19 protein-coding genes are annotated in these 25782 nt (G+C 63.7%); 15 read left to right on the top strand and 4 right to left on the bottom strand.

The window, feature by feature from the left end:
• The first annotated feature begins 25 nt into the window (after nt 1-25).
• Nucleotides 26-1273, top strand: a complete 1248-nt coding sequence (locus MOD31_RS12285; protein WP_250820748.1) for a CaiB/BaiF CoA-transferase family protein — start codon at nt 26-28, stop codon at nt 1271-1273.
• The gene (locus MOD31_RS12280; RefSeq protein ID WP_250820747.1) at nt 1273-2472 is read left to right on the top strand and encodes an acyl-CoA dehydrogenase family protein; all 1200 of its coding nucleotides are present in this window, start codon (nt 1273-1275) and stop codon (nt 2470-2472) included. The genes MOD31_RS12285 and MOD31_RS12280 overlap by 1 nt, the downstream gene beginning before the upstream one ends.
• A gap of 201 nt (nt 2473-2673) precedes the next feature.
• Here the strand turns inward: MOD31_RS12280 and MOD31_RS12275 are convergent, their stop codons facing one another.
• Nucleotides 2674-3612 carry a helix-turn-helix domain-containing protein gene (locus tag MOD31_RS12275; RefSeq protein ID WP_250820746.1) on the bottom strand — a complete coding sequence of 313 codons (939 nt, stop codon included), beginning with the start codon at nt 3610-3612 and terminating at the stop codon, nt 2674-2676.
• A 565-nt stretch (nt 3613-4177) separates the two neighbouring features.
• Here MOD31_RS12275 and MOD31_RS12270 point away from each other — a divergent pair.
• The 4 genes from MOD31_RS12270 (at nt 4178) to MOD31_RS12255 (ending at nt 8934) form a co-directional block, all read left to right on the top strand.
• Nucleotides 4178-5335, top strand: coding sequence for a sugar ABC transporter substrate-binding protein (locus MOD31_RS12270; RefSeq protein ID WP_250820745.1), 1158 nt, complete (start codon nt 4178-4180; stop codon nt 5333-5335).
• 128 nt (nt 5336-5463) lie between these two features.
• Entirely contained in the window at nt 5464-6975 is a 1512-nt protein-coding gene (locus MOD31_RS12265; RefSeq protein WP_104175859.1) for a sugar ABC transporter ATP-binding protein, read from the top strand.
• Nucleotides 6968-7957: an ABC transporter permease gene (locus tag MOD31_RS12260; RefSeq protein WP_250820744.1), complete on the top strand. Its 990-nt coding sequence runs from the start codon at nt 6968-6970 to the stop codon at nt 7955-7957. The genes MOD31_RS12265 and MOD31_RS12260 overlap by 8 nt, the downstream gene beginning before the upstream one ends.
• On the top strand, nt 7954-8934 hold the full coding sequence (locus tag MOD31_RS12255; RefSeq protein ID WP_104175857.1) for an ABC transporter permease: 981 nt from the start codon (nt 7954-7956) through the stop codon (nt 8932-8934). Before MOD31_RS12260 ends, MOD31_RS12255 begins: the two co-directional genes overlap by 4 nt.
• Before the next feature lie 568 nt (nt 8935-9502).
• Here the strand turns inward: MOD31_RS12255 and MOD31_RS12250 are convergent.
• Nucleotides 9503-10291: an SDR family oxidoreductase gene (locus MOD31_RS12250; RefSeq protein WP_250820743.1), complete on the bottom strand. Its 789-nt coding sequence runs from the start codon at nt 10289-10291 to the stop codon at nt 9503-9505.
• Nucleotides 10292-10726: 435 nt separating this feature from the next.
• Here MOD31_RS12250 and MOD31_RS12245 point away from each other — a divergent pair, with 435 nt between their 5' ends.
• Nucleotides 10727-11626, top strand: a complete 900-nt coding sequence (locus MOD31_RS12245; protein WP_250820742.1) for a LysR substrate-binding domain-containing protein — start codon at nt 10727-10729, stop codon at nt 11624-11626.
• Between the two features lie 29 nt (nt 11627-11655).
• Here the strand turns inward: MOD31_RS12245 and MOD31_RS12240 are convergent, their stop codons facing one another.
• Complete coding sequence (locus MOD31_RS12240) at nt 11656-13395, bottom strand: helix-turn-helix domain-containing protein (RefSeq protein WP_250820741.1); 1740 nt, start codon at nt 13393-13395, stop codon at nt 11656-11658.
• Between the two features lie 216 nt (nt 13396-13611).
• Between MOD31_RS12240 and MOD31_RS12235 the strand changes: the two genes are divergently transcribed.
• The 4 genes from MOD31_RS12235 to MOD31_RS12220 all read left to right on the top strand — a co-directional run bounded on the left by MOD31_RS12235 (nt 13612) and on the right by MOD31_RS12220 (nt 17935).
• Nucleotides 13612-15243 (top strand): NAD(P)/FAD-dependent oxidoreductase, encoded by a 1632-nt coding sequence (locus MOD31_RS12235; protein WP_250820740.1) that lies wholly within the window; start codon nt 13612-13614, stop codon nt 15241-15243.
• 124 nt (nt 15244-15367) lie between these two features.
• A complete protein-coding gene (locus tag MOD31_RS12230; protein ID WP_250820739.1) occupies nt 15368-16417 on the top strand; it encodes a 2,3-butanediol dehydrogenase in 1050 nt (349 codons plus the stop codon).
• A 64-nt stretch (nt 16418-16481) separates the two neighbouring features.
• The gene (locus tag MOD31_RS12225; protein WP_250820738.1) at nt 16482-16955 is read left to right on the top strand and encodes a MarR family winged helix-turn-helix transcriptional regulator; all 474 of its coding nucleotides are present in this window, start codon (nt 16482-16484) and stop codon (nt 16953-16955) included.
• Entirely contained in the window at nt 16952-17935 is a 984-nt protein-coding gene (locus MOD31_RS12220) for a zinc-binding alcohol dehydrogenase family protein (protein WP_250820737.1), read from the top strand. Before MOD31_RS12225 ends, MOD31_RS12220 begins: the two co-directional genes overlap by 4 nt.
• Before the next feature lie 90 nt (nt 17936-18025).
• On the opposite strand, the gene MOD31_RS12215 is transcribed toward MOD31_RS12220, so the two are convergent.
• A complete protein-coding gene (locus tag MOD31_RS12215; RefSeq protein WP_250820736.1) occupies nt 18026-19324 on the bottom strand; it encodes an MFS transporter in 1299 nt (432 codons plus the stop codon).
• A 172-nt stretch (nt 19325-19496) separates the two neighbouring features.
• On the opposite strand from MOD31_RS12215, the gene MOD31_RS12210 reads away from it, so the two are divergent.
• From MOD31_RS12210 to MOD31_RS12195, 4 genes are all read left to right on the top strand, one after another.
• The gene (locus tag MOD31_RS12210) at nt 19497-20330 is read left to right on the top strand and encodes a PaaX family transcriptional regulator C-terminal domain-containing protein (protein WP_250820735.1); all 834 of its coding nucleotides are present in this window, start codon (nt 19497-19499) and stop codon (nt 20328-20330) included.
• A gap of 173 nt (nt 20331-20503) precedes the next feature.
• On the top strand, nt 20504-22078 hold the full coding sequence (locus tag MOD31_RS12205) for an FAD-dependent monooxygenase (protein WP_024366097.1): 1575 nt from the start codon (nt 20504-20506) through the stop codon (nt 22076-22078).
• Complete coding sequence (locus MOD31_RS12200) at nt 22071-24107, top strand: acetate--CoA ligase family protein (protein ID WP_250820734.1); 2037 nt, start codon at nt 22071-22073, stop codon at nt 24105-24107. Before MOD31_RS12205 ends, MOD31_RS12200 begins: the two co-directional genes overlap by 8 nt.
• Complete coding sequence (locus tag MOD31_RS12195; RefSeq protein WP_024366099.1) at nt 24104-25777, top strand: (2,3-dihydroxybenzoyl)adenylate synthase; 1674 nt, start codon at nt 24104-24106, stop codon at nt 25775-25777. The genes MOD31_RS12200 and MOD31_RS12195 overlap by 4 nt, the downstream gene beginning before the upstream one ends.
• The last annotated feature ends 5 nt before the right edge of the window (nt 25778-25782 follow it).

The following is a 25782-nucleotide window of genomic DNA, read 5'->3' as shown; positions in this document are numbered from 1 at the left end:
AGAACCCTATGCAAGGAGCTTTTTGATGGACAGCCAACACTCCGCCGCCCTTGAGACGTCGGCATTCGGCCGCAGTGCAGGCGGCCCTCTCAGCGGCATCGTGATCGCCGATTTCGGCAGGGTGCTGGCCGGACCGTACTGCACTATGCTCTTGGCAGATCTCGGGGCAACTGTGATCAAGATTGAGAGCCCGGCCGGGGACGAGACCCGGGCATGGAAACCGCCCACCCGCGGCGATGACTCAACGTATTTCCTGTCGATCAACCGCAACAAGACCTCCATCAAACTCGACCTCCGCGATCCGGACGACCGCCGGACGGCGCAGCGCATCGCGGAACGGGCCGACGTCGTCGTCGAAAACTTCAAGCCGGGAGACTTGGTGCGCTACGGCCTGGACTACGACACAGTCGCGGCTACCAACAAGGAAGTTGTCTACGCCTCGATCACGGGCTTCGGGACGGCCGGGGGTGCCCAGCTCCCAGGCTACGATCTACTCATCCAGGCGCTGTCCGGACTGATGGACCTCACCGGGGCGCCGGACACCGGGCCCTTCCGTTCCGGAGTTGCGGTGTTCGACGTCATCACCGGACTTCACGCCTGCATCGGTATCCTCGCCGCACTCCGGCACCGGGATCGCATCGGAGAAGGCCAGCTGGTGGAAATGAACCTGATGTCTTCTGCCCTCTCCGGCATGGTGAACCAGACGGCCGCCGTGGTGCTCGGCGGGACCGTTCCCGTCCGGCTGGGAAACGAACATCCGAGCATCTACCCTTACGAGCCTTTCGACACCGGCGACGGGAAGCTGGTGATCGCGATCGGCAACGACTCCCAGTTCCGCACCCTCTGCGCCGCGATCGGCCGGCCGGCGCTTGCCACAGATCCGCGATTCGAAAAGGCTCCGCTCCGCAGCGCCAACCGCACCGAACTGCGGCCGCTCCTGGTGGAGTGCCTCTCGGCCCGGACCGCTTCGGAGTGGTTCGACATATTCACCGAAGCGAAGCTCCCCTGCGCACCGATCCAGGATCTGCGTGCCGGGATCGAATTCGCCGAACGAATCGGGCTGGAGCCTGTCGTGACCGTGGGGCACGGAAAGAGTGCTCAGCCCGGGGTGCGCAACCCCATCCGGCTGTCCAAGACCCCGGTGAGCTACGACCTCACGCCGCCCGATCTCGACAGCGGCGCGGAGCTGGTGCGCGCCTGGCTCGGCGACGACGACAACCAATTCGCCGGCGTCTTTGCCGGCACTTCCACCCGATCCCACGAGGAGCACTGATGACCACCGCAACGGACGTTTCCGTCAATTCCGACTTCTACGCACTGGACGACTACCTCAATGACACCGACCGTGCGCTGATCGCCAGCGTCCGGTCCTTCGTCGAAAAGGACGTCAAGCCCATCATCAACGAATACTGGGAGAAGGCGGACTTCCCGTATCAGTTGGTGCCAAAGTTCGCAGGGCTGGGAATCATCGGCACAGCCATCCAGGGCTATGGCTGCCCCGGGCTGACCCGGCTGCAGACCGGCCTCGTCGCGATGGAACTCTCGCGAGGTGACGGCAGCATCAACACCTTTAACGCGGTCCACTCCGGGCTGGCGATGGGCACCATCAACCTCCTCGGCAGCGACGAGCAGAAGCAGCGCTGGCTGCCGCCGATGGCGAAACTGGAAAAGCTCGGCGCGTTCGCGCTGACCGAACCGGACCACGGCTCCGACTCCGTGGCCCTGGAAACCTCCGCCCGGCTCGACGGCGAGCACTACGTCATCAACGGATCCAAACGCTGGATCGGGCTGGGCCACGTGGCGGACCTCGTTATCATCTGGGCCCGCGACACAACCGACCAAAAGGTGAAGGCCTTCGTCCTGGAAAAGAACGACGACGGCAGCTACCCCGCCGGATACAGTGCCGAGGCCATCACAGGAAAGATGGCCAAACGGGCGATCCAGCAGGCACAGATCGAGATCGACGGTCTGCGGATCCCCGCCGGAAACCTGCTGGCCAAGTCGAAATCCTTCCGCGACGTCGGAGCGGTGCTCAACACCACCCGCAGCACTGTGGCTTGGGAATCGCTGGGCCACGCCACCGCCGCCTATGAGATGGCGGTCCAGTACGCCCGGGAACGCGTGCAGTTCGGCAAGCCGATTGCCAGCTACCAGCTGGTGCAGAACAAGCTTGCCAACATGCTTGCGGACCTCACGGCCATGCAGCTGATCTGCTTCCGTACCGCGGCACTTCAGGACGAGGGCCGGCTCAGCAACGAACAGGCTTCCCTGGCCAAGATGTTCACCGGGGACAAGGCGCGGACGCTGTGCCGGGATGCGCGTGACATGTTTGGCGGGAACGGGATCCTGCTGGAACACCACGTGGCACGCCACCTGACCGACATGGAAGTGGTCCATACCTACGAAGGGACGGATTCCATCCAATCCCTGATCCTGGGCCGTGAGATCACCGGCATCTCAGCCTTCTCCTGACGAAACCGACGCCGGCAGGGTTCGGTACCAGTTCCGGCACCCCCTCCATAGGAAACTGCTGCACCCAGAAAGCACGGCCATCCGACAGGGTGGCCGTGCTTTCGCATGGGGACTGGGCTGGGGAAATCGAGCACATTCCTGACACGGAGTCAGGCGCGGGCTGCCGGCCGGCGATCAGGGCGTGCAGCTGGCGGCCGGACCCTACAGTCCGTATCGACGGATTCTCTCGTAGAGCGTCCCGCGTGCGATGCGAAGTTGCTCTGCAGCGTCCGATTTGTTTCCGCGGCACTCCCTTAGCACCGATGCGATGATCTCCCGCTCGGCCAGCTCCAGCTGGCTCAGCTCGGGCAGGACTACCGTCCGGGGCCCGGCGTCGGAACCACTCACGTGCGATCCAGCAAGGCTTGCGACACTCAGACGGCTGAGCACCAATGAACAGCCCTCCGCAGTCCTGGGAGGCATCACAGGCACGATCTGCGCACGAACGCCGGTCGGCAGGACAAACTCCCTGGTGAAAGGCCCTGCCTCTTCGACATAATGCCACAGCTGTTCCCGATCAAAAGACAGGCCGCCGAGACCATCCTCGGCGATCATGGTGTAACGGTCCAGTGTAATGACGGCCGCGCCCGTTCCCGCTTTCACCCGCAAATGGGCATCAAGAAGCCGCTGATGGCGGGCGCGGGACAGGCGGGTCAGCGAATCCTGAATGCCGGTCAGCAGCATGTTGAGCGCAATCTTCAGATGCGGGTTCGGCTCGCCGGCAAGGCACGTAACGTTAACGGCGCCGAGAAGTTTTCGCGTAATTGGGTGCAGGACCGGACTCGCTGCGCAGACGAGGTTGTGCATGCGCTCATCCAGGTGGTCGGTGCCTTGAACAATGGTGGAGGCGCGGGTCGCAAGCGCGACACCCACTCCATTCGTGCCCGCAGAACCCTGGGCGAGGTCGGCGCCCTCCGTTACATCTGCGCGCGCAAGATGCCGACGCAGGCTCGGAGCAGCTGCCCATTCGTAGGTCACCCTTCCATCGGCGTCAGTAAGGGCCAGCCAGGTCGTAGTCCCTTCAAGTGCCTCCTGCGTCGAGGAGATGGCTCTTCGCGCTACCTTCAAGAGAGACAACTGCTCCTCGGCCGAATTCGACATCTTGTTGTTCCTCCGCGTCATTGCGTGTGATGGAATCGTCCAGCCGGGCGCGAGAAACTCCGCTTCACAAGCTGAACTGGTGCCGGTCAATTTGACTGTCCCCTGTCGACGTCATGAGCGGCACCCTTCAAGTGTGACATAACCCACAATCGCGTTCGGCTCCACGGGCAAATTGTTCAAACATTGAACACTTTGACACACCAACACTCTTGCTGCAGCCCCACCCCGGCGGGTGGGCAGCGGAGTTGAGCGGCCCGGACCCCACGGTCGGCAGCCCTCCTTGGCGCCCGAACGAAGGAACCGGCTAAAGGACTGATGGAATCGGCGAGTCTGACCCGCGGACCAATGTTCAAGTTCTGTACAGGGCACGGATTCAGGTGCTAATCCGCGCAAGAATCCTAGAACTCGGGTTTGTCCTGCGACCAGGTCAGGAACGGGTCCGGCTCGGCCGCACCTGATTCCGTGGAGCATCTCCACGAACCGCCGATGAGGAAAATCCTGACGCACTGCGTTATTCCTGGCGTTCAACCCCGCTCACCCACTCTATTCAAAGGAGCATAGACACATGCATTTTTCGTATGCCCGCGCATGGCGAAAGATCGCCGTTGCGGTCCTCGCTACCGGCCTTCTCACCTCTACCGCTGCATGCAGCACCAGCAGCAGCAGCGCCGCCCCGGGCGCCCCGGCCGCGTCCCAAGGCAAAGGCACCGGCACGACGGATGGAGGCGGCGCTCTCCTCAAAGTCTTCATGCCGTCGACCTCGAACGTCTATCTGGCGGCCGCCTCGCAGTCCATCAAGGACGAGGCGAAAGCCCTCAACTACACCGTCAACATCGTCGAGAACAACTGGGACCAGACCGAGCAGGACCAGCAAGTCCAGGAATGGCTTGCCACCGGTGAGCGGGCAGCCGCGGTACTGATGTGGCCGGCTGGCGCCGCCGCCGCAACGAACTCGATTCGCCTCCTTTCCGCGCAGGCACCAGTGATCCAGTTCAACAACCTGGTCACGCCGGAAGCGTCCAAGTACGTGACCGCCTACGCGGGAGTCTCGGACACAGGCATCGGCAAGGAAGCCGGAGCCAACGCGCTCGCCGCCGTCGAAAAGCTCAAGGCCGAAGGGGTCAAGTTCCACGGCCCCGGCGGCAAGCCCAACGTCGTCGAGATCCGGTTCACCGCCGGGTACGCAGCCGGTGACGACCGCGAGAAAGCCTTCGCGGAAGCCACCCCCGGCGCGTTCAACATGCTCGCCGTCGAACCCACCCCGACCGTTGACGCGCAGGGCGGCTTCAAGGCAGCCAGCCAGGTCATCCCCCGCTTCCTCGGACAGGGCATCGACATCGTCTACGCACACAGTAACGACGTGGCAAACGGTGTGGTGCAGGCGCTGGAGCAGAACGGGCTGAAGCCGGGTAAGGACGTCATCCTGATCACCGGAACCTCCTCTGGCGACATGACCAACCTGCGCAGCGGCAAGATCTGGTCCGCCACCCTGCAGTCCCCGGTGATCGAGGGAGCCCTCGTGGTCCGGACCGCCGCGCAGTACATCGCCACCGGCCAGGTGCAGTCCGGCGACGTCACTATCGAATCGTCGGCGACCAAGCCTGAACTCAAGGTCGAAGCCCCGCACACGGCCACATACATGATGAATCCCCAAGTGACGGCCGAGAACAATGCCTCCTTCGACATCTGGGGCCTCTCGTTCGACAAGCTGATGGGCAAATAGGACCCCTCAACTGGAGTCCACCCCAACCGCGGAGCCTCGGATACCTCCCACCACCGGAGCTGTCCGAGGCTCCGCACCCATCTGATGCGCGCCCTGTGCGCCACACATTGCAAACCTAGGAGAAACGAATGACTGGAAGCACTCCCCTTCGCCTTGAGGCGAACGGCATCTTCAAGTCTTACGGGGCAGTGAACGCCCTCTCGGACGTGCGTTTCGAACTCCGGGCCGGCGAGGTCATGGCCCTCTTGGGTGAGAACGGCGCCGGGAAAAGCACCATCGTCAAGGTCATCTCTGGCCTCGTCTCACCCGACAAGGGTTCCATCGAGATCGATGGAACCCCGACAAATATCTCCAGCGTCTCGCTGTCACAGGCGGCCGGGATCGCCGTCGTCCAGCAGGAGTTCAGCACGGTCGGAACCATGACCGTGGCCCAGAACCTCGTGCTCGGCCAGCAGGGCACGCCCTGGTGGTGGAGCCCCCGCAGACTGAACGACAACGCCGTCGCGATCCTTGAGCGCGTCGGGCTTGCCGGACTGAACCCTTCCACACCGGTCGAGGAACTCTCCGTTGCGGAGATGCAACTTCTTGAGATCGCGCGCGTGCTGGCCAGGGACGCCAAGGTCATCATCTTCGACGAACCGACCGCAGCCCTCTCCGACGCTGAGATCGTCCGCGTACTCGATGCCGTCAAGCGTCTCGCGTCGGAGGGACGGAGCGTCGTCTATGTCACCCACAGGCTGGGCGAGGTTTTCGAGATTGCTGACCGCGTCACCGTTTTCCGCAACGGTAAGAGCGAGGCCCCTCTAGAGGTCAAAGAGCTCGATGTTGAGACGATCGTCGCGAAGATGATCGGCCGGGAGCTGGGCCACCTCTATCCGGGCAAATCCGCGGCGGTCGGTGAAGTCGTGCTGGAGACACGCGGGCTCCGGATTCCCGAGCTCCGTTCCGAGATCAACCTGACCCTCCGGCGCGGTGAGATCCTGGGCCTGACCGGGCAGCTCGGCTCGGGAACGGCGGAGCTGATGGAGGCACTTGCCGGCGTCGGCGAGATCGTCTCCGGGGAGGTTCTCCTGGACAGCCAGCCGCTTAACACCCGCGGCAGGCAGAACGGAATCTCGGCCGGCGTTGCCTACTGCTCCGCGGACCGGAAGAAGGACGGTATCTTCGCGAGAGTCCCGATCCGCCGGAACCTGTCGTCGCCCTGGCTGCACCGGCTGTCCGCCGTAGGGTTCGTCAGCGCCCGGCAGGAAGTCGACGAGACAAACCGCTACGCCTCGCACTTCGCCATCGACGTCAAACGCATGAACTCGAACGTGGGGACGCTTTCGGGCGGGAACCAGCAAAAGGTGGCCCTGGGCAAATGGCTCGGAATTAATCCGCGCGTCCTGCTGGTTGAGGAGCCCACCCGCGGCGTGGATATCGGCGCGCGTGCCGATATCTACGCCCAGCTTCGGCGACTCAGCGACTCGGGGGTAGGCGTGATCGTCAGCTCCTCGGACACCAACGAAATCCTGGGCCTCTCCGACACGATCGCCACTTACTTCCGCGGCGAACAAACATCTATCCGACCCGCAGGCGAGTGGACCGAATCCGCCCTCGTCCGCGAAGTAATGCACCGTGAGGATGCGAATCATGACTAGTACAGCAAGCATTGCCGCCAACTTCACCGCCCGGCCAACCAGAGGCAGCGTCGTCCGCTTCGTCAACAGCTACACGCTCCCGCTTCTCCTGGCGGCGGTGTTCATCGCGTCCGCCATCAGCACGCCCGATTTCGCCACCTTTGCGAATATTCGAGCGATCCTGATCAATACCTCCATCGTCGGAATCATCGCTGTCTCGATGACTGCGATCACAATTTCCGGCAATTTTTTCTCACTCGGCATCGCGTCCTCCACCGTTCTTGCCGGCATTGTGTTCCTTGCGGTGTCAGGCCTGACCGGATCGGCGCTGGCTGGGCTCGGCGCCGCCGTCGCGGTCTCGGTGACGTTGGGGATCATGCAGGGCCTCATCGTCGGCGCCGGACTCAACCCCGTCATCACCACCCTCGCCGTGGGCTCGGTCATCTATGGCCTGGTGGCGATCGCTACCAAGGGCGCCGTGGTAACCGCGGGCAGTGTGGACGTGGCGTGGCTGGCAACGTGGAACTTCCTGGAAATCCCGCTGCCTGTCTACATCTTCGTGCTCTTCACGGCCGTTGCGTGGTTCCTCACCGAACACACCCTGATCGGACGCAACATCCACCTCCTGGGCGCCAACCGCGCCACCGCCAGGAACAGCGGCATCTCTCCCCAGACCACCACTATCTGGGCCTTCATCGCGTTTGGGGTTGGCCTCGGAGTCGCCGGCGCCCTGAACGCCTCACAGCTGCATCAGATGCAGGCCAACGACCTGGCCGGACTCACCATGGACGTCATCGCGGCGGTTCTGGTCGGCGGAACCGCCGTATCAGGCGGCGAAGGATCCCCCACCCGGTCCGCGCTCGGTGCGCTGCTTATCGTGGCCCTGGGAAATATCATGCTCCTGCACGGCCTCGACAACGGCTGGCGCGTCTTCCTCGTTGGAGGCATCGTCGTGGTGCTCGTGGTAGCTCTTCACGTTCTCAGAAAGGTCAGTACCCGATGAACGCAGCCAAGGAATTCTTCCTTAAATACTCGCTCCAAATAGTCGTCCTCCTGCTGGTCGTCGGCATCATGGTGATGGTCTCACCCGGCTTTCGCGGGGAAGCTGCCCTGTTCTCGTCGCTCGAACGACTCATCCCGCTCGGCGTCATCGCGGCCGGACTGGCGGTGACGATGATCGCCGGCGAGTTCGATCTTTCCGTCGCCTCCATGGCCGCATTTGCAGGGGCGATCGCCGTGCAACTCGGAGGCCTCGGCCTGATAGCGAGCATCCTCATCGCCACAGTCGTGGGAGTGCTGCTCGGCTCGCTCCAAGGCTGGGTGATTGCACGGCTGGGTATCAGCTCGCTCGTGTTCACGGTTGGAACGCTGATCCTGCTCCGCGGCGCCACCTGGTTGGCGACCGACGGCGTCCCGGTCACCCTCACCGACTACAAGCTGAGCGATGCGCTCATGGTCCGGATCTGGGTCTTCACGCCTCTGTCGCTCACAACGATCGCCGTGCTCGCCGTTCTGGGCATCTTCCTGTCGCGGACACGGTGGGGCCGCGAGATCTCATCGATCGGCGGAGCCCGGCAGGAAGCCGTCGCCTCAGGAGTCAAGCTCAGGTCACGTCTGGTGCTCGCCTTTGCCATTTCCGGTGGATGCGGCGCCCTGGCCGGGGCGCTGTCGTCCTTCCGGGGCGGGTCTGCGACGCCGGATGGTCTGGCAAACATGCTCCTTCTGGCGCTGGCGGCAGTTCTCATCGGCGGAGTCAGCCTCACTGGAGGGCGCGGCGGCATGATCAACGTCGCGTTCGGCATCGCCATCACCGCGGTCCTTGCTGCGGGAATGTCTTCCATCGGGGTCAAGGCCTTCGTGACCGAACTGTTCACGGGCGTCCTCCTTCTGGTCGTGATCCTCTTGGAATTCGCCATCTCGAAGGCGGTCGCCTATAGGGCATCCTTGCAGAGGCGCCGTCCGCACCTGGCTGTCGCCTGAGAACGTCACTGACCTCGGGCCGTTGATTCCGGCGGCGCCTCCGATTCTGCAGGGGGCGTCGCCGGGTCATTGCAATGACCCGGCGACAGACCTTTGGATGGCCTTAAGCATGGCCCGCCGACCCCGGCGCTGAGGATTTTGCGACCGCCCCGGTGACGCTGTCGTCGGTCCCGGGGCCCCAATCTGGGGGCGAGGGCTTCGAGCCTGAACCAGGCGAGCCGCATCCGGCCTCACGACCTGCTGCCTGAGGGCTTCGAGTAGAGCGACACTCCCCTATCCGGAGCGCGCGCAGATGGACTTTCCCGCCGCGTGACACGTCCCCAGGATCCCGCCATCCATGGTTCCCGCGGTTCCCGCGGTTGTCGCGGGCATCTCGGGCATCTCGGGATCCGCCGTGCTGAATGCGGCGGCTGGCTAGTCTGCGCCGACCGCCGGCCGTCGCCCGGTCGCGGCGGGCAGATGCGACCGGGCCACGGGCACCGTGTTGGCCAATGATGAGCGGCTTGCCGTGCCCTGGTCTAAGGGGCTCACGAACCCGGGCCCATCGGGTGGCAGCGCGCTCAGTTGGTTACACGAGGACCATGCCGCCGTCGATCATGATGGTCTGGCCTGTCATGTAATCGGAGTCCGAGGAAGCGAGGAAGAGCGCCGTGCCCACCACGTCCTCCGGGACACCTTTGCGACCGATCAGGTTCGCTCCGGAAAACGACTCGAAGGCCTCGCCAGGGCGGGATGAATCGCCCATGTCCATGAGGTCCAGGTCCAGCTTCTTCCAGAGCGGGGTGTCCACGACACCGGGGGCAAATGCATTGGATGTGATCTTGTGCTTCGCCAGTGCGTGGGCGGCTGACTGGTTCAGAGCGGTCACCGCGAACTTGCTCGCGCAGTAGGACGCGAAGTTCGGGTAGCCCTGACGGCCTGCGATGGAGGACGTGACGATGAGCTTGCCGCCGTCGCCCTGCTTGATCATCTGCTTGGCGGCCTCCTGCTGGCAGATAAGGGTTCCCAAGGCGTTCACGTCGAGCGTGCTGCGGAAGTTCTCTTCGGTGGTCTCGAGGAAGTGCGTCGGCTTGATAATGCCCGCGATGGCGAACATGCAGTCCAGCCGACCGAACGACTCCACGCTGGTTTTGACGGCCATCGCTACGTCGGCCCGATTGACGACGTTACCGGAAACGGCGACGGCTCTACCGCCGGCGGCGGTGATCTCGTCCTTGACACTTTTAGCTGCGTCGAGGTTTAGATCGAGGAGCGTGATGTTGGCTCCCTCGCCTGCCAGCGCGAGGGCGATTACGCGGCCCATACCGCTGCCGGCACCTGTAATAAGGATGCTGCGATCCTCTACACGACGTGACATGTTGTCTCCTATAGCTCTAGTGGGAGTACTTAGAGCAGAGGTGCCGAGACCGACCGGGCCGCGTTGGGGCTGCCCTGCGCCGGCAAGGCGAAGGCCGGAGCCTTGCCCCTTTCACAGCGCCACCAGTCAGCCGCGCACCGTCTGCCTCCCGGCGTTCTTCTGTAATCACCCATCAGCTCGTCGGTGAGCCGAGGGATGTCCCGCGATTGCGGCACTTCCTCATCCTGCAAGACGCTTCCTCGCTGATGACTGAAGTGTTCAAACCTTGCACACCGCCAGGTTGCCCGCTCGGCCGGTCTCCCCAAACTTGCACTGAAAGCCTGCCCCACGTCGAGCAGCAACAATTGTTGCAGTTCCGACGCTTCAATAGGATTCCAGTGATACCTTTTACTCAATAATGAAGAGGGTGGGGAGAACGAGAAGAGCGAGCAGAACATGGACGTTGGCCAGCTGAGGGCTTTCCTTGCAGTGGCCCAGGAACTCCATTTCGGGCGGGCGGCCGAACGCCTAAACATGACCCAGCCGCCCCTAAGCCGGATCATCAAACAGCTCGAAACTGAACTCGGAACGCGCCTGCTGGACCGCAACACCCGTTCCGTGAAGCTCACGTCGAGTGGGCAGGCGCTGGTCGCCCCTGCCACCGAGGTTTTCGAGGCCCTTCGCCGAGCCGAGGAGGCCGTCCGGTCCGCCGACAACGGCGAGGCCGGAATGGTGCGAATTGCTTTTGCTGGCGTGTCTACCCACCAGCTGGTGGCCCGACTCGCCAGGCAGGTGAAGTCCAACAGGCCAAGGATCCAGCTGGAGCTGTCCAGCCAGAATTTCGCCCAGCCTGCGATGAAAAAACTGGTGCAAGGGGAGACAGACATCGCGCTGGGACGGTGGGACGTCATCCCGGCAGAGGTGTCCTCCCGCGTGGTCATGCGGGACTCACTCGTGGTGGCAATGCCCGACACCCACCCGCTTGCCGGCTCACGCCGGATCGCGATGGGGCGGCTTGCCGCTGAGGCCTTCATTTCGCTGACGCCTTTCGAGGGCGCGGTCCTGCCAGATCGGCTTCGGCGGCTAGCCCATGCCAACGGTTTTGTCGCCGACATCGTTCAGGTGGCGCCTGACACGCAGACCGCGCTGGCGCTGATAAGTGCCGAAGTAGGGTGCCATCTGACATTGGCGTCTGTTGCGCGGAATGCGACAGATCCGCATGTTGTGTTCATTCCCCTCGAGGACTCCACCGCCGATGTCGATCTCCGGGCAGCGTGGCGCCGCAAGGACACAAGTCCGGCCCTAAAGGCTGTGCTGGAAGAAGTCATCAGCCTCGACGGCGACACCGGGGCCTGATGCATGCCGCCGGGCCGCGGCCATCGGTATCAGATCGACCCTTCGCCTGTATCGAGGCCAAGCTGGCGCAGCCGCCGATACAGTGTGGACCTCCCCATACCCAGCAGGGCTGCGGCCTCCGATTTGTTACCCCCGGCCGCGTCGAGTGCCCTGATGATGGCCCCGCGCTCCGCCGTCTCCATCATGCTCATGTGACGTCGCGGGGGCGCCTGCTGCAGATGTTTCGGCAAATGCCGACGTTCGATGACCGAGCCTTTCGCGTCCCCGATCAGGACGGCTACAGTGTCGGCAAGTTCGGCGATATTGCCGGGCCAGTTCCACTGGACCATGGACTGCAGGGCAGCCGGCGAGATGGTGTGCCGCGATTCCGGGTCAACCACGTTGAGGATAGCCTTGACCAGTCCGGGGATCCTTTCCGGGGTCCGGGCCAGGGCATCGGTACGCTCCTCGGTTCCAGTGGTGTCGACAAAAGCCCGAACGGCCGGCGCAGCCTGGTCGCGCGAGGACGTCAGCAGAAGGCTGCTGGCACGCTGCCCATCAGACCTGGCTCTCTGGTGCCGCTCGACGACAGCGGCCAAATCCGCAACTTCGTTTTCGGCGAGGTCCTCGATCCGCCGGATCAGCACGTCGGTACCGCCTGCCAGGAGGTCCTCGATGGCCCTCCACGGAGTAGCCGCCCCGGCGGACAGGACAAATACTTCACAACGCGCCGTACTTCCCCACTCCGTACGCCGCCTCCCGGCGGCTGTCGCGCGTCCAGAACCACGCGGTCCATCTACCAGAACAACGGCCGGAGCGGTCTTGCTCGGCGCCGGCGCGCCTTTGCCCTCGAGCCGTGCTCCAGAAGGCAAGGCCAGCCCAGACGGGTTGTCGGACGCGTTACTCAGATCGGAGAAGTGCACCACGTAGTGCTCACGCGGCCCATCCGCCACCCTCCGGGCCGTGACCTCAATGGAGGTGGCCTCCAATTCACGCCGCAGTGTATTGCTGGATGACCAGTCGTGAGATTTGAGCACTTCCCAGAGCATGACATGCGACGCGACACTGACGTAGGGCAGGCCCGGCGTGTTAGCCAGGATGGACTCTCGATCCATCACCACCGTAGGACGCTGTGAGCTGCTGAAACGCATAAAGGACATCGCAAGTGCGAGATCCTGGGGCCGGGAGGACGCCCGGAATCTCTCCTCAATCTGCTGGCTGATCTCCCGCGTCAGCGACAGCATGATCGGACTGGCAGCCTCGAGTGGGCCGCCCAGCGAGACTGAGCCAACGACCAGACCGGCCGGTGTATAGACGGGCGCAGCCGCACACGCCAGGGCGGTCAAGGCGTCATTGTAGTGCTGGCTCCCCTTGACGAAAACCGGGCGCTTCTCGACCATGGACGTGCCCAGGCCGTTCGTGCCAATGGATTCCTCGGAGTAGTCGAAGCCCTCCGCCGCGTGCATGCTGTCGAGGCGCCGTCGCTCACTGTTGTCACTCGTTCGCCGGGCAACGATGCTGCCGCCCCGGTCGCTGAGGAAGAGTGTGGTCCCAGTGTCAGCGAGCTGGTGTTGCCAACGATCGAGCACAGGAACTGCAGCCCGGCACAGCAGAGAGTCCGTATCCACGTCTTGGAACCGTTGAGACGGGACCGAGCTTTCGACGGCGCTGCTGAGCGACCGTCGCCAACTGCGCACGATCAGGTCCGGCACTGCATCGTTGGCCCCATAGGGTCCTGTGAGGCCAACGCGAATCAGCTGCTCCCGCGCTTCCCGCACCGGATCGGACATATCTGCCCCTTTGCAATGTCGTCCGCCAGCCCGGATGTCGGCCCATCAACACTCGCCAGCACTCGCGATTAGTGCCGAGAGGGTATCAATCCCGGATTCTCGGGTCGAACGGAAGTGTCCCAAATCGAGACACCGCGTCCTTGTTGTGCCACCACAGACTGGTAACTACAAAGTGAATTATCTCACAGAGCCCAATTAGTCGGAGGAAATGACATCATGGACAACGCCGTCCCCGAGAAGATCTACCAGCTCGACGCACTCGTCGTCGGAGCAGGCTTCGGTGGCATCTACATGCTGCACAAGCTGCGCAACGAACTCGGTCTCAACGCCGTCGCCATTGACCGCGCAGGGGGCGTAGGCGGGACCTGGTACTGGAACAAGTATCCCGGCGCCCTCTCGGACTCGGAGAGCTTCGTCTACCAGTACTCGTTCGATCGCGAGCTCTACCAGCAGACCCCATGGAACACCAAATATGTGCCCCAGCGCCAGATTCTGGCGTACTTGAACGGCGTCGTGGACCGGTACAGCCTCCGTGAACACATTCAACTCGAAACCGGCATGACTGACGCTGAATTCGACGAGACCACCGGCACCTGGACAGTGCGGACCGACACGGGTGTCACGTTCCAGTCCCGGTTCCTCGTCACGGGTCTCGGCCTGCTCTCCGCGACAAACCTCCCCAAATTCCCCGGGATGGAATCCTTCCAGGGCCGCCTGGTGCACACCGGCGCCTGGCCCGAGGACCTGGATCTGGCTGGCAAGCGTGTAGGTGTGATCGGCAATGGTTCCACCGGCAACCAGGTGATCACGGCCACCGCACCCGTCGCTGCTCACTTGACCTCGTTCCAGCGCACCCCGCAGTACAGCGTGCCTGCCGGCAACCGCGAACTTACGTTGCAGGAACAGCAGGGGCACCGGGACAACTTCGAGGCCAACTGGGATCAGGTCCGGAACTCTTCCGTCGCCATGGGCTTCGTAGAGAGCGCCGTTCCGACGTTCAGCGTCACCCCGGAAGAGCGCGAACGTATCTACCAGAGGACCTGGGAGGAAGGCGGAGGGTTCCGCTTCATGTTCGAAACCTTCTCTGATATCGCCACTGACCCGGAAGCCAACGAAGAAGCGGCCAAATTCATCCGCGGGAAGATCGCCGAAATCGTGAAGGACCCTGAGACCCGCCGAAAACTGACGCCGACGGACCTCTACGCCCGCAGGCCCCTTTGCGATTCGGGTTACTACGAAACGTTCAACCGCCCAAACGTCTCCCTCGTGAATGTCAAAGAGAACCCGATCGAGCAGGTGACGGAGCATGGCATCGTCACGGCCGACGGAACCCTGCACGAACTTGACGTACTCATCTGTGCCACCGGCTTCGACGCTGTGGACGGCAACTACGTCCGCGTGAATATTCGGGGCCGGGACGGCGAAACGCTGAAGGAGCACTGGGCCGGCGGCCCGACCAGCTATCTCGGCATGGCAACCAGTGGCTTCCCGAACATGTTCATGATCCTCGGCCCCAACGGCCCCTTCACCAACCTTCCGCCCTCGATCGAGGCCCAGGTCGAGTGGATCAGCGAGACTATCGGCCATGTGTCGAGCTCCGGTACCGGCTGGATCGAAGCCAAGGCCGACACTGAGGCTGACTGGACAGAGACCTGCTCGGATATCGCCCATCAGACCCTCTTCCCCCAGGCCGCTTCGTGGATTTTCGGGGCGAACATCCCGGGTAAGAAGCGGACGGTGATGTTCTACCTCGGCGGCATCAAGCAGTACCGTTCCATCCTCGCCGAGGAGGCCTCGAACAAGTACCCCAATTTCATGACCGACAGCAAGGCACTGACGCCGGCCTAATCGGCACTGCAGGGACAGCCCGGGACGGACAGCGGTCACGCCGCCCGTCCCGGGCTGTCCCGCGAGTTCGCAAACGAGATTCTCATCTGCATCATCTGATGCCCGCATACAACTAGGAGGCGCCATGCGCGCAGCGGTCTACTACGGCAAGAACAAACTTGAGATCCGGGACGTTCAGGAACCTTCCCCGGCGGAAGGCCAGGTAAAGATCAAGGTCAGCCGCAACGGAATCTGCGGTACCGACCTTCATGAGTACTACGATGGCCCGATCTTCATTCCTCCGACCGACCCGCACCCCCTCACGGGCCAATGCCTGCCCCTGACCTTGGGCCATGAATTTTCCGGAGTGGTGACGGAAGTCGGTAAGAACGTCACCGATGTCCGCGAGGGTGACCGGGTCACAGTCGAGCCTATTTACCGCTGCGGTGTGTGTCGCCCGTGCAAGAGCGGGCATTACAACCTGTGTAACGTGATCGGATTCCATGGCCTGATGGCCGACGGCGGAATGGCCGAGTACACAGTCGTGCCAAGCAATCAGGTGCACAAACTCCCCGACAATGTCTCGCTCGAAATGGGCGCACTGGTGGAGCCAATGTCCGTGGCCTATCACGCCGCGACCATGGGCGAAGTCAACGACCAGAGCCGCGCGCTGATTTACGGCGCCGGGCCCATCGGCATCGGCATCTGGTTTGCCCTCCGCGGGATGGGACTGACCGAAATCGACGTCGTTGAACCGTCGGAGACCCGCCGAAAGTCCATTGAGACACTCGGCGCACGCACGCTGGATCCCAGCAGCCAGGACGTAACCGCACTCATCGCCGACCGGACCAACGGCGACGGCGTTGACGCGGCCTTCGACGCCGCCGGGGTTGCACCTGCCGTCCAATCAGCCCTCGAATGCCTCGGTGAACGCCGGCCGCTGATCAGCGTTGCGATTTATGAAAAGCCCCTCCCGACGCCGCTCATCAACCTCGTGCTGAGGGAGCGGCGCATCCAAGGGACCATCTGCTACACCGGGGCCGACTATTCAGCGGTGATCGACCTCATGGCCAAAGGTCACTACAAGACGACAGGGTGGGTTGAGGACATCCCCCTCAGTGGGGTGGTCCAAGACGGGTTCGAGAAGCTCCGGGCCGGCCAGAAAATGAAGCTGCTGGTCGATCCTGCTCTCTGATCCATCGACGAAAGTAGAAAACAAGGAAGTATCTTCCGTGGAATGTATCTGCTAGCCTCGTGCCATGGACACCAGAGACGACCCCGCTGCCTTCTATCCGCTGTTCAGTGCGCTGACACGGCTCGAAACGGAGTTGTGGGACGCGGTTGATGCCCGCCTGCGCGATGAATGCGGCGTTCCCCTCGGCAGGTACGAGGCGATGGTTGTTGTTGCTACCGTCGGCGCGTGCAGGGTGTTCGATATTGCGTCGGCGCTGTCCATTACGGTGGGCGGCGCCAGCAAGCTCATCGACCGTGTTGAGGCGGCGGGGTTCTGCTCGCGGAAGATGAACCCGGGCGACCGGCGTTCCTCCCTGCTGGAACTCACACCGGCCGGGGCCGCGGTGGTTGACCAGGCCCGCCAGGTGGTCGAGGCAGAACTTGCCCGCTGGTTCACCCCGGCCCTGACCACGCAGGAGGCCAGCACCCTGCTCGAACTCCTGGCACGTGTGCGCAGTGCGCATCGACCTGCGCTGGACTCCAAGGTGGCCGGGCAGTGAGCGCCGGCACCATGCGGGCAGTTGTGCTGGACGGCCCCGGGCCGGCTGAGGCTCTGGTCATACAAGATAGGCCAATCCCCGTGCCCCGGCCCGGCCAAGTGCTCATCCGCGTCCGGGCCTTCGGGCTCAACCGCTCAGAGCTGCATACCCGCCTGGGCCTGGCCGAGGGCGTCACGTTTCCACGCGTGCCCGGGATCGAAGCTGTAGGAGATGTGGCGGACTCCCCCGGCGGCGAGTTCCGCGCGGGACAAAAGGTCGCCACCCTGATGGGCGGCATGGGCCGCGTTTTCGACGGCGGCTACGCCGAGTACACGTGCGTGCCGGCCGGGCAGGTCATACCGTTTGAATCAGAGCTGCCCTGGTCCGTCATCGGCGCCATCCCGGAGATGCTTCAGACCGCACACGGCTCCCTCACGATCGGCCTCGACATCCGGCCCGGCCAAAGCCTGCTCATTCGCGGCGGAACGTCGTCCGTCGGCATGGCCGCAGCGATCCTTGCCAAACGCCGCGGGATCACCGTCCTAGCCTCAACCCGCAACGAAGCCAAACGGGCAGCACTCCTTGCGATCGGCGTCGACCATGTCCTGATTGACGATGGCGACCTCGCCGGCGCCGTGCGCCGCATTGTTCCCGGCGGAGTCGACGCTGCCCTCGAACTCGTCGGCACTCCGACATTGCGCGACACATTGCACGCCACCCGGGTCCACGGCGTCGTCTGCTTCACCGGCATGCTCTCAAACCAGTGGTCCATCCCGGATTTCTATCCCATCGACTACATTCCCCGCGGTGTCCGGCTCACCTCCTACACGGGCGGAGCAGCCGACCTTCCCGGCAGCGTGCTCCAAGAATTCCTGCAGGCCGTCAGCGACGGCACGGCAACCGTCCCCATCGGCAAGGTCTACGCCCTCGATGACATCGTCCAGGCCCACGCCGACATGGAGGAAAGCCGCGCCAGCGGCAAACTCGTCGTCACCACCTAAAGCCTGAGAACCGTTACGGCCCTCACTTCGCGGGGGCGGGTTCTGCCATGCCTCAAACCCAGGAACAAACCCATGCCATTTCTTGCCCCTTCAGGCCGTCCCCCTGTGTACCCGGCACGCCGGCCGGCAACTCATGTACTGCCGGCCCAACGCGCTGAGGCGCTGCCGAAGGCCTCCATCGCCGTCGCCGCCCTTTCCACCATCGTCGAGTGGTACGACTTCACTCTGTATCTCTTCATGGCAACGGTTTTGTCCCGGGTAGTCTTTGGCGGAGGCCCGGATTCGCTGCTCGCCACGCTCGCCATCTTCGCGGTGTCGTACCTGGGCGCCCACTGACCCGAAGCCGACGACCGCGACCAGCAAGTACATGACCGGAAGCGGCATGACCCCGGTTCCCATGAGAACCAGCGCCAGGCCGGAACTCGCGAAAGCCGTTGCGGTCACCGGCCGGGGCCCGAAGCGGTCGGCGAGCCTGGAGGAAACGAGCACGCCGACGACTGCGCCGATGTTGACCGTCAGGAGGAATGTCAGGGAGGAGGCCAGCGAGTATTTGGCGATGACCATGAGTTGCGGCAGCCAAGTGTTGAGCCCGTAGACAAGGGTCTGGCCACAGACGCCGGCCAGACTGAAGAGGATCATTGCAGTCAGCAGGCGCCCGGTCAGCAGGGTGCGGAAACGGCCGTGCACGGGCACGTCCCCTTGTGCCGGTGCTTCGGGCAGCGGTTCCAGCCCGTATTCGGAGATGATGCGTTCCGCCTGTACCCGGTCCCCCTTGGCAGCGAGGAATGCCGGGGATTCCGGAAGGAACTTGAACAGCAGAGGCACAACGGCGATGAGTGGAACGCCGCCGAGTGCCAGCATGCCGCGGAACCCGAGCGCGGGCAGGAAGGCGAGAGCGAGAAGCGCGGCGAGGATCCCGCCGACAGCGTATCCGGAGAACATCAGGGCGTTATTGAAGTTGCGGCGGTTCGACTTGGAGAACTCCACGGTCAGGGCGATCGCCGTCGGGATTACACCGCCCAGGCCGAGGCCGGCGAGAAAACGGAATAAACCAAAGAGCTCGGGAGTCGGCGCCCAGGCGGTGAGCAGCATCAGCACTGAGAAGGATGCGATGGAAACCATCATGACTTTCCGGCGCCCGACGATGTCAGTGAGGTACCCGATCAGGATGGCGCCGATGAACATTCCGGCCAGCGCATAACTGCCGATGGCGCCGGTCTGCACCGGGGTCAGGCCCCAGGGTTCGTAGGCCAGGAGTTTGGGGACGATTGCTCCGTAGACGACCAGATCGTATCCGTCGAAGACGATGGCGAGGAAACAGAGGAAGATGACAGCGGCTGCCGATTTGCGAGGGCGAACCGGAGATGAGGCAGGCGATTGAAAAGCCATTGGGGACTCCAGGTGATATACACGACGTTGTGGCTGTGCCAGAGATGAGGGGCCGTTCGGATGTGATCTGACCCACAACTGAATGTAACATAAATGTGTTGTGCGTCAACAGGCGTGTTGCATGTTTCCTTTTTGACGCCCGCCCCGGGCAAGCAAGTATTGGAGAAGCCTTATGCAGTGGAAACCCAGAGCCCTGATCCTGGATCTTTTCGGGGACTACCTCCGGTACGCCGGGAGCGAGGTCAGGCTGGCTGATATCACGGAGCTCCTCGCCGTCTTCGAAATTGAGCCGGCCACGGTCCGCGTCAACCTCTCACGCCTGCGCAAGGAGGGCTGGTTCACCACCCGGCGCGTCGGACGGGAAACGGTCTACGCACTCACCCCCCACATGCTGGAGATCCTCAACGAGGGGCGCGAACGGATCTTCCGGCAGCGGGACGAAAACTGGGAGGGGCGCTGGACCATGGCCATTTACCAGGTTCCGGAATCCGAACGCGCCGTCCGCGAACAACTCCGCAAGCAGCTCGCTTGGCATGGTTTCGGCCAGCTGTCACCATCGACCTGGCTGAGCCCGCACGACCTCATCTCCGAGGTCCGCGAAATTGCCGCCGACTATCCGCAGGCCAAAGTTGATGCCCTCTGGTGCGGGACCGGCGACCTCGAGGAGGACAGGGACCTTGCCGCACGATGCTGGGATCTGGACCAACTCGGCGCGGACTATCAGGAATTCATCCGCACCTATGCCGCCCTCGATGACGAGGAAGTCAACGCCGGCAAGGACGGGCGAACAGCACTCATCGAACGGATGCGCCTTATCGGTGATTTTCGCCGCTTCCCCTTCAGAGACCCGCACCTGCCCCTCGAGCTGCAGCCTAAGGGCTGGCCCAGCAGTGAGGCGTACAGCCTTTTTGGTGCAATACACCGCCAGCTCGGGCCTGCCGCCAACGAATTCGTCTCCGGCATTATTGGTCAGCCCATCGGGGAGGGCCAGGAGATCGTGGCGTGACCCGGTCGAGGCGCGAAGCTGGCCGTGGTTCGTTGAGGAAATCACGGCAAGGTCCGTACAGCGGCTCCCGAGGACGATATGTAACAAATAGTTGACGATCAGCCGAGAATCGTTACATAATGAGGAGGAGACGTAGCACACGTCCTCCCCAAAATCTCTAAAAGGTGGCATCGATGGCACTTCGCATAGCCTGCATTGGCGGCGGTCCCGGCGGACTGTTCTTCTCAACCCTGTTCAAGCAGACCGTTCCCGACGCCGACGTCGTGCTCTTTGAGCGGAACCAGGCATCTGACGCCTTCGGCTTTGGCGTGGTCTTCTCCGACGCAACGCTGAATCGGATCAACGACGCCGACCCCGTAGTTCGCAACGGACTCCGGGACTACGGCACCCACTGGGAGGACATCGAGGTCTGGCTCAAAGGTGAACAGAAGTCTTTCGCCGGCAACGGGATGGCCGCCATTTACCGCAAGACCCTCCTGAAGCTCATGCAGGACCGGGCGGCAGAGGTCGGCGTCGATACGCGCTTTGGCCAGTACGTCCCCGACCTGTCGCAGCTCGATGACTTCGATGTGATTGTCGGCGCTGACGGCGCCAACTCCTCCACCCGCGAACAGCTCGGCGACAGCCTGGGCCACACCGCCGAGACCGCGACTGCCAAGTTCATCTGGTTCGGCACGACCTACAAGTTCAATGGGCTCACCTTCGTTCACCGGCAAAGTGAATTCGGCAACTTCGCGGTCCACGGTTACCCGATCAGCGATGAGCTCAGCACCTTCATCGTTGAAACCGACGAAGACACCTGGCGGAAGGCCGGCCTCGATGAATTTGATGCCAGCCAGCCCCCTGGACCCTCCGACCTCAAGACCCAGCGTTTCCTCGAGAAACTGTTCGCCGAAGACATCGCCGGTGAACCGCTGGTGGCAAACAACTCCCGCTGGGCGAATTTCCGCACCCGCCGCACCCGCTCCTGGCACAAGGGCAACGTCGTCCTGCTCGGCGACGCTGTACACACCGCCCACTTCTCCGTCGGTTCCGGCACCAAGATGGCCATGGAAGACGCCATCAGCCTGGTCCGTGAAATCGCGGAACACCAGGACGACCTCGAACTCGCCTTCACAAATTACGAAGCTGAACGCCAGCCACAGGTTGCCAAGATCCAGAACCAGGCCCGCGGCGGCCTGAGCTGGTGGGAACACTTCGCCCGGTACTACAACTCCTTCGACCCGACCCAGTTCACCTTCCATTTCTTCTCCCGCAGCATCGACATCGACAAGATCCGCCAGCGCGACCCGGAGCTGGTGGCATCTGCGGAACACGACTGGCTGACCAGACACGGCAACTCACCGCTGGAAACGCCGCTGATCGCCGGTTCCGTCGAGTTCGCGGGGCGCCAGCTCTCCGTGGCCGAGCAGAACGGCCAGGTGGCCTTGACCGGCCCCGGCGGCAGTATTGCCCTGAGCACCAACCCGGCCGACGCCGACGCCACCACCGGGCTCCTGATCACCGCGCCTGATACCGAAGCGGGTCTGCCGGCCGCCTTCGAGCACCTGCCTGCCCGGGCTGCTGCCGTCGTCATCCAGGGCGGCAATCCGTTCACGCGGATCCTCCTCTCAGAGGAAGCCCGCCTGGGCCGGGGCCTGACCAGCGTCATCGTCGATGACCGGGGGCCAGTGTCGGCTCTGACCCTGGTGCTCTCCGGCCGGGCAGACGCCGTTGCAACGGAAGGCACGGAGGCAACCAATGCATAGCCTCACGCCACTATTCGCACCCCGCGGCATCATCGTCGTGGGCGCCTCGGCCAGTCCGGAAAAGCTCGGCGCCGTTATGGCACAGTCGCTGGCCAACTACCCGGCTCCCGTTGAGCTCGTCAACAGCCGCGGCGAAAACGGCATGCATACCAGCATCGCCGATGCCGCAGCAGCAATTCCGGGAGGCCCCGATCTGGCAGTGCTCTGCGTACCCGCCGCAGCCACCGCCCAGGCCCTGCGTGACAGTGCGGCAAACGGCGCCACGGCTGCCCTGGTCTGCGCCGGGGGGTTCGCCGAGGCCGGCGGTCCCGGCATCGAATTCGCCCGCCAGGTGGAGGAAGCTGTCCGGGACACCGGCATTCGGCTGCTCGGCCCGAACACGTCCGGCTTTTTCGTCCCCCGCCGCAACCTGCGCGCCAGCTTCGTTCCCGGCGTCGCTGAACTGGAACCGGGTTCTGTGGCCGTCGTGGCGGCCAGCGGCGGAGTCAACCACGTCCTTGCTTTCCACCTGCAGCGCGCGGGAGCGGGCGTCAGCCTCGCCGTCGGCATCGGCGCGGGCACCGACATCAGCGCGCCCGACGTCCTCGACTTCCTGATCTCCGACGAACACACCAAGGCAGTCGCCCTGCACCTGGAAACCGTCGCCGACGGACCAGCCCTCATCGACGCCGTTTCACGGCTCAGTGCCGTCAAACCGGTCGTGGCTTTGGTCGTCGGGCGAAATGACGTCTCCGAGTTCGCCCAGTCCCACACGGGTGCCCTGGCCACATCCTGGCGCACCACACGGGCGGTCCTGAAACAGGCCGGTGCCGTGATCGTCGACGACGAGAACCAGTTGGTTGCCGCTGTCACCGCCCTGGCCGGGCGGCGGCTTGCCCCGGCGGCCGACCCCGGAGTCGGACTCATCACAGGCCAGGCCGGCCCCGGACTGTTGATCGCCGATGCCCTCCACAGCGCCGGCGTGACGCTGCCGCGCCTGGCCCAGACCAGCCAGGACACCATCGGCACTCTGCTGCCGCCGCTGACCTTCCAGGCCAACCCCGTGGACACCGGCCGCCCCGGTCCCGGCTACGAAAAGGTCGTGGCCGCAGTGGCCTCCGACCCGGCCATCGATGTCGTCGCGGTGTACGGACTGACTGAACCCGTCGCCGACCTTCCTCTCGCCGTCGCCAATTCCGGTGTAGCTGACACAATGCCGTTCCTGATCGGCGTCGACGGACCCGACGGCGACCTGGAACGGGCCCGAAAGTCAGCCCACCAGCATGACCTGCCGCTGATCAGCGGACCGACCTCGCTGGCCCACGGCATCACAGCTCTGGTCAACGACGCCCGCGGGCAATTCCAGCGCGCCGAAGCACCCGCTGGAGCCTTCACCTGGCCGGCATTGGAAGGGCCCTGGGACGAGAACCGCGCCAAGGAACTCCTTGGCGCACTCGGCATCGCCACCCCTGCCCGGCGAAGCTGCAGCACGCGCGCCGCGGCTCAGGACGCTCTCTCCGAGCTGGGCGGTCCCGTTGCGGTCAAGCTGCTCGACGCCGCGGTTCTGCACAAGACCGAGATCGGAGGCGTGCACCTGGGAGTGAACTCCCCCGAGGCCATGAACCGGGCGCTGGACGGCCTTGAAGCCGCCGGTGCCCGCGAATTCCTGGTCGAGGTAATGGCCCCATCCGGTATCGACCTCGTGGTCGGCGTCCGCCGTGATCCCGTCTTCGGACCGATCGCCGTACTAGGTCTGGGTGGCACCACTGCGGAAGTCTTCGCCGATATTTCCATCCGCTCCGCTCCCCTGTCCGTCCGTGTGGCGGAGGGCATGCCCGGCGACCTCCAGGCGCGCGAGCTCTTGTACGGTTTCCGTTCCGGGCCGATGCTGGAGACGGAGGAGTTAGCGGCCCTGCTGGTCAGGCTCGGCGACGCGCTTGTTTCCAATGACGCGATCGCGGAAATCGAAATCAACCCCCTGCGCCTGACCCACGACGGGCTCGTGGCCCTTGATGCAGTAGTTATCAATGTCGAGGAGGACATGAAATGACGAGCCACACCAGTGAGGGAACCATCCCCTGGCCGGCGGACCTTGCGGCAGAATTCCGCAGCAAGGGCTACTGGGAAGACCGCCCGCTCGGAGCCTATATCCTGGAAACCGCCGACCGGCTGCCGGAAAAAACCGCAATAGTGGACGGTGATGTCCGGCTCAGCTACGCCGAGGTGGCCAACAGGATGGATGCGGCCGCGGAACGCCTCCTGCAGTTGGGCCTGAAACCGGACGACCGCATCATGGTCCAGTTGCCCAACGGCTGGCAGTTCACGGTGCTGACCCTGGCGTGTTTCCGGGCCGGCATCATCCCGGTGATGGCTCTGCCGGCGCACCGGCAATATGAGCTGTCGTTCCTCACAGAGCTCTCCGAATCACGGGCCATCGCCGTACCGGACGTGATCAAGGACTTTGATCACCAGGCTTTGGCCGAAGAACTTGCGTCCAGCATTTCGTCGCTGGAAATCATCCTCGTTTCCGGTGCAGCGCACCCCCTGAACGTACGTCTCGAGGAAATCCTGGCACCAGGCAAGGACGTTTCGGGCGCCCGCGCCCGGCTGAACGCCGGTGCACCGTCGCCTGACTCGCCAGCCCTGTTTCTTCTCTCGGGGGGCACCACCGGGCTGCCCAAACTGATCACCAGAACCCACAACGACTACGCCTACAACATCAAAGCCACGTCCATTCCCACCGGAGTCACCGAGGACACTGTCTATCTGGGCACCCTTCCGGCTAGCCACAACTTTCCGCTGGCCTGCCCTGGCATCCTCGGAATCCTGTTCGCCGGTGGCCGCGTGGTCATGCTGCCGAGCCCCGAACCGCGGAAGGCCTTCGCCGCCATCGAACGTGAGGGCGTGACACTTTCAACCGCGGTCCCCGCGGTGGCCCAGCGATGGATTGAGTACCAGCAGGAAGCCGGCACCAAGGAGCTGGCCAGCCTCGAGGTGCTTCAGGTCGGCGGTTCGCGCCTTCCGGACGAGATTGCCCGGAAAGTGAAGCCAGTCCTGGGAGCGACACTGCAGCAGGTCTTTGGCATGGCCGAGGGGCTCATCAACACCACCCGGTTGGATGATCCCGAAGACGTCATCTGCACTACGCAGGGCCGCCCCGTGTCCGAAGCCGACGAGGTGCGCATCGTCGATGAAGCCGGCGAGGACCTGCCGGACGGCGTCCCGGGCTCCATCCTGACCCGCGGACCCTACACACCCAGGGGCTATTACCGCGCCCCCGAGGCCAACTCGCGGGCATTCACCGCTGACGGCTGGTACGCCAGCGGTGACATTGTCGAGCGGCGTCCCGACGGAAACCTGATCGTCCAGGGCCGCGATAAGGACATGATCAACCGCGGAGGAGAGAAGATCTCGGCCGAGGAAATCGAAAGCCTGGTTTATCGGATCGATGACGTGACCATGGCAGCCGCGGTCGCAATGCCGGACCAGATGCTTGGTGAACGGCTTTGCCTTTACATCACGGTCAAACCCGGACGCGAAGTGACGCTTGAACAAATCCAGGAGCTCCTGCGCCGGACCGGTGTTGCTGCCTTCAAAATCCCTGAGCATCTCGTAGTCGTCGACGAACTGCCAACCACCAAGGTCGGCAAGATCAACAAAAAAGACCTCCGCGCCGACATCGCCGAACGCCTGGCTGCCGCCGGCGCCCACGCCAAGTAGAGGAT

It is taken from the genome of Paenarthrobacter sp. TYUT067, from assembly GCF_023656375.1.
Taxonomy (GTDB): Bacteria; Actinomycetota; Actinomycetes; order Actinomycetales; family Micrococcaceae; genus Arthrobacter.
This window is presented reverse-complemented; position numbering and strand designations above follow the sequence as displayed.

Coding starts and splice junctions, on each gene's coding strand:
- MOD31_RS12205 (WP_024366097.1), top strand. CDS start 20,504: ATGGCACTTCGCATAGCCTGCATTGGCGGCGGTCCCGGCGGACTGTTC.
- MOD31_RS12215 (WP_250820736.1), bottom strand. CDS start 19,324: ATGGCTTTTCAATCGCCTGCCTCATCTCCGGTTCGCCCTCGCAAATCG.
- MOD31_RS12240 (WP_250820741.1), bottom strand. CDS start 13,395: ATGTCCGATCCGGTGCGGGAAGCGCGGGAGCAGCTGATTCGCGTTGGC.
- MOD31_RS12260 (WP_250820744.1), top strand. CDS start 6,968: ATGACTAGTACAGCAAGCATTGCCGCCAACTTCACCGCCCGGCCAACC.
- MOD31_RS12210 (WP_250820735.1), top strand. CDS start 19,497: ATGCAGTGGAAACCCAGAGCCCTGATCCTGGATCTTTTCGGGGACTAC.
- MOD31_RS12270 (WP_250820745.1), top strand. CDS start 4,178: ATGCATTTTTCGTATGCCCGCGCATGGCGAAAGATCGCCGTTGCGGTC.
- MOD31_RS12285 (WP_250820748.1), top strand. CDS start 26: ATGGACAGCCAACACTCCGCCGCCCTTGAGACGTCGGCATTCGGCCGC.
- MOD31_RS12245 (WP_250820742.1), top strand. CDS start 10,727: ATGGACGTTGGCCAGCTGAGGGCTTTCCTTGCAGTGGCCCAGGAACTC.
- MOD31_RS12275 (WP_250820746.1), bottom strand. CDS start 3,612: ATGTCGAATTCGGCCGAGGAGCAGTTGTCTCTCTTGAAGGTAGCGCGA.
- MOD31_RS12250 (WP_250820743.1), bottom strand. CDS start 10,291: ATGTCACGTCGTGTAGAGGATCGCAGCATCCTTATTACAGGTGCCGGC.
- MOD31_RS12280 (WP_250820747.1), top strand. CDS start 1,273: ATGACCACCGCAACGGACGTTTCCGTCAATTCCGACTTCTACGCACTG.
- MOD31_RS12200 (WP_250820734.1), top strand. CDS start 22,071: ATGCATAGCCTCACGCCACTATTCGCACCCCGCGGCATCATCGTCGTG.
- MOD31_RS12265 (WP_104175859.1), top strand. CDS start 5,464: ATGACTGGAAGCACTCCCCTTCGCCTTGAGGCGAACGGCATCTTCAAG.
- MOD31_RS12230 (WP_250820739.1), top strand. CDS start 15,368: ATGCGCGCAGCGGTCTACTACGGCAAGAACAAACTTGAGATCCGGGAC.
- MOD31_RS12235 (WP_250820740.1), top strand. CDS start 13,612: ATGGACAACGCCGTCCCCGAGAAGATCTACCAGCTCGACGCACTCGTC.
- MOD31_RS12195 (WP_024366099.1), top strand. CDS start 24,104: ATGACGAGCCACACCAGTGAGGGAACCATCCCCTGGCCGGCGGACCTT.
- MOD31_RS12225 (WP_250820738.1), top strand. CDS start 16,482: ATGGACACCAGAGACGACCCCGCTGCCTTCTATCCGCTGTTCAGTGCG.
- MOD31_RS12255 (WP_104175857.1), top strand. CDS start 7,954: ATGAACGCAGCCAAGGAATTCTTCCTTAAATACTCGCTCCAAATAGTC.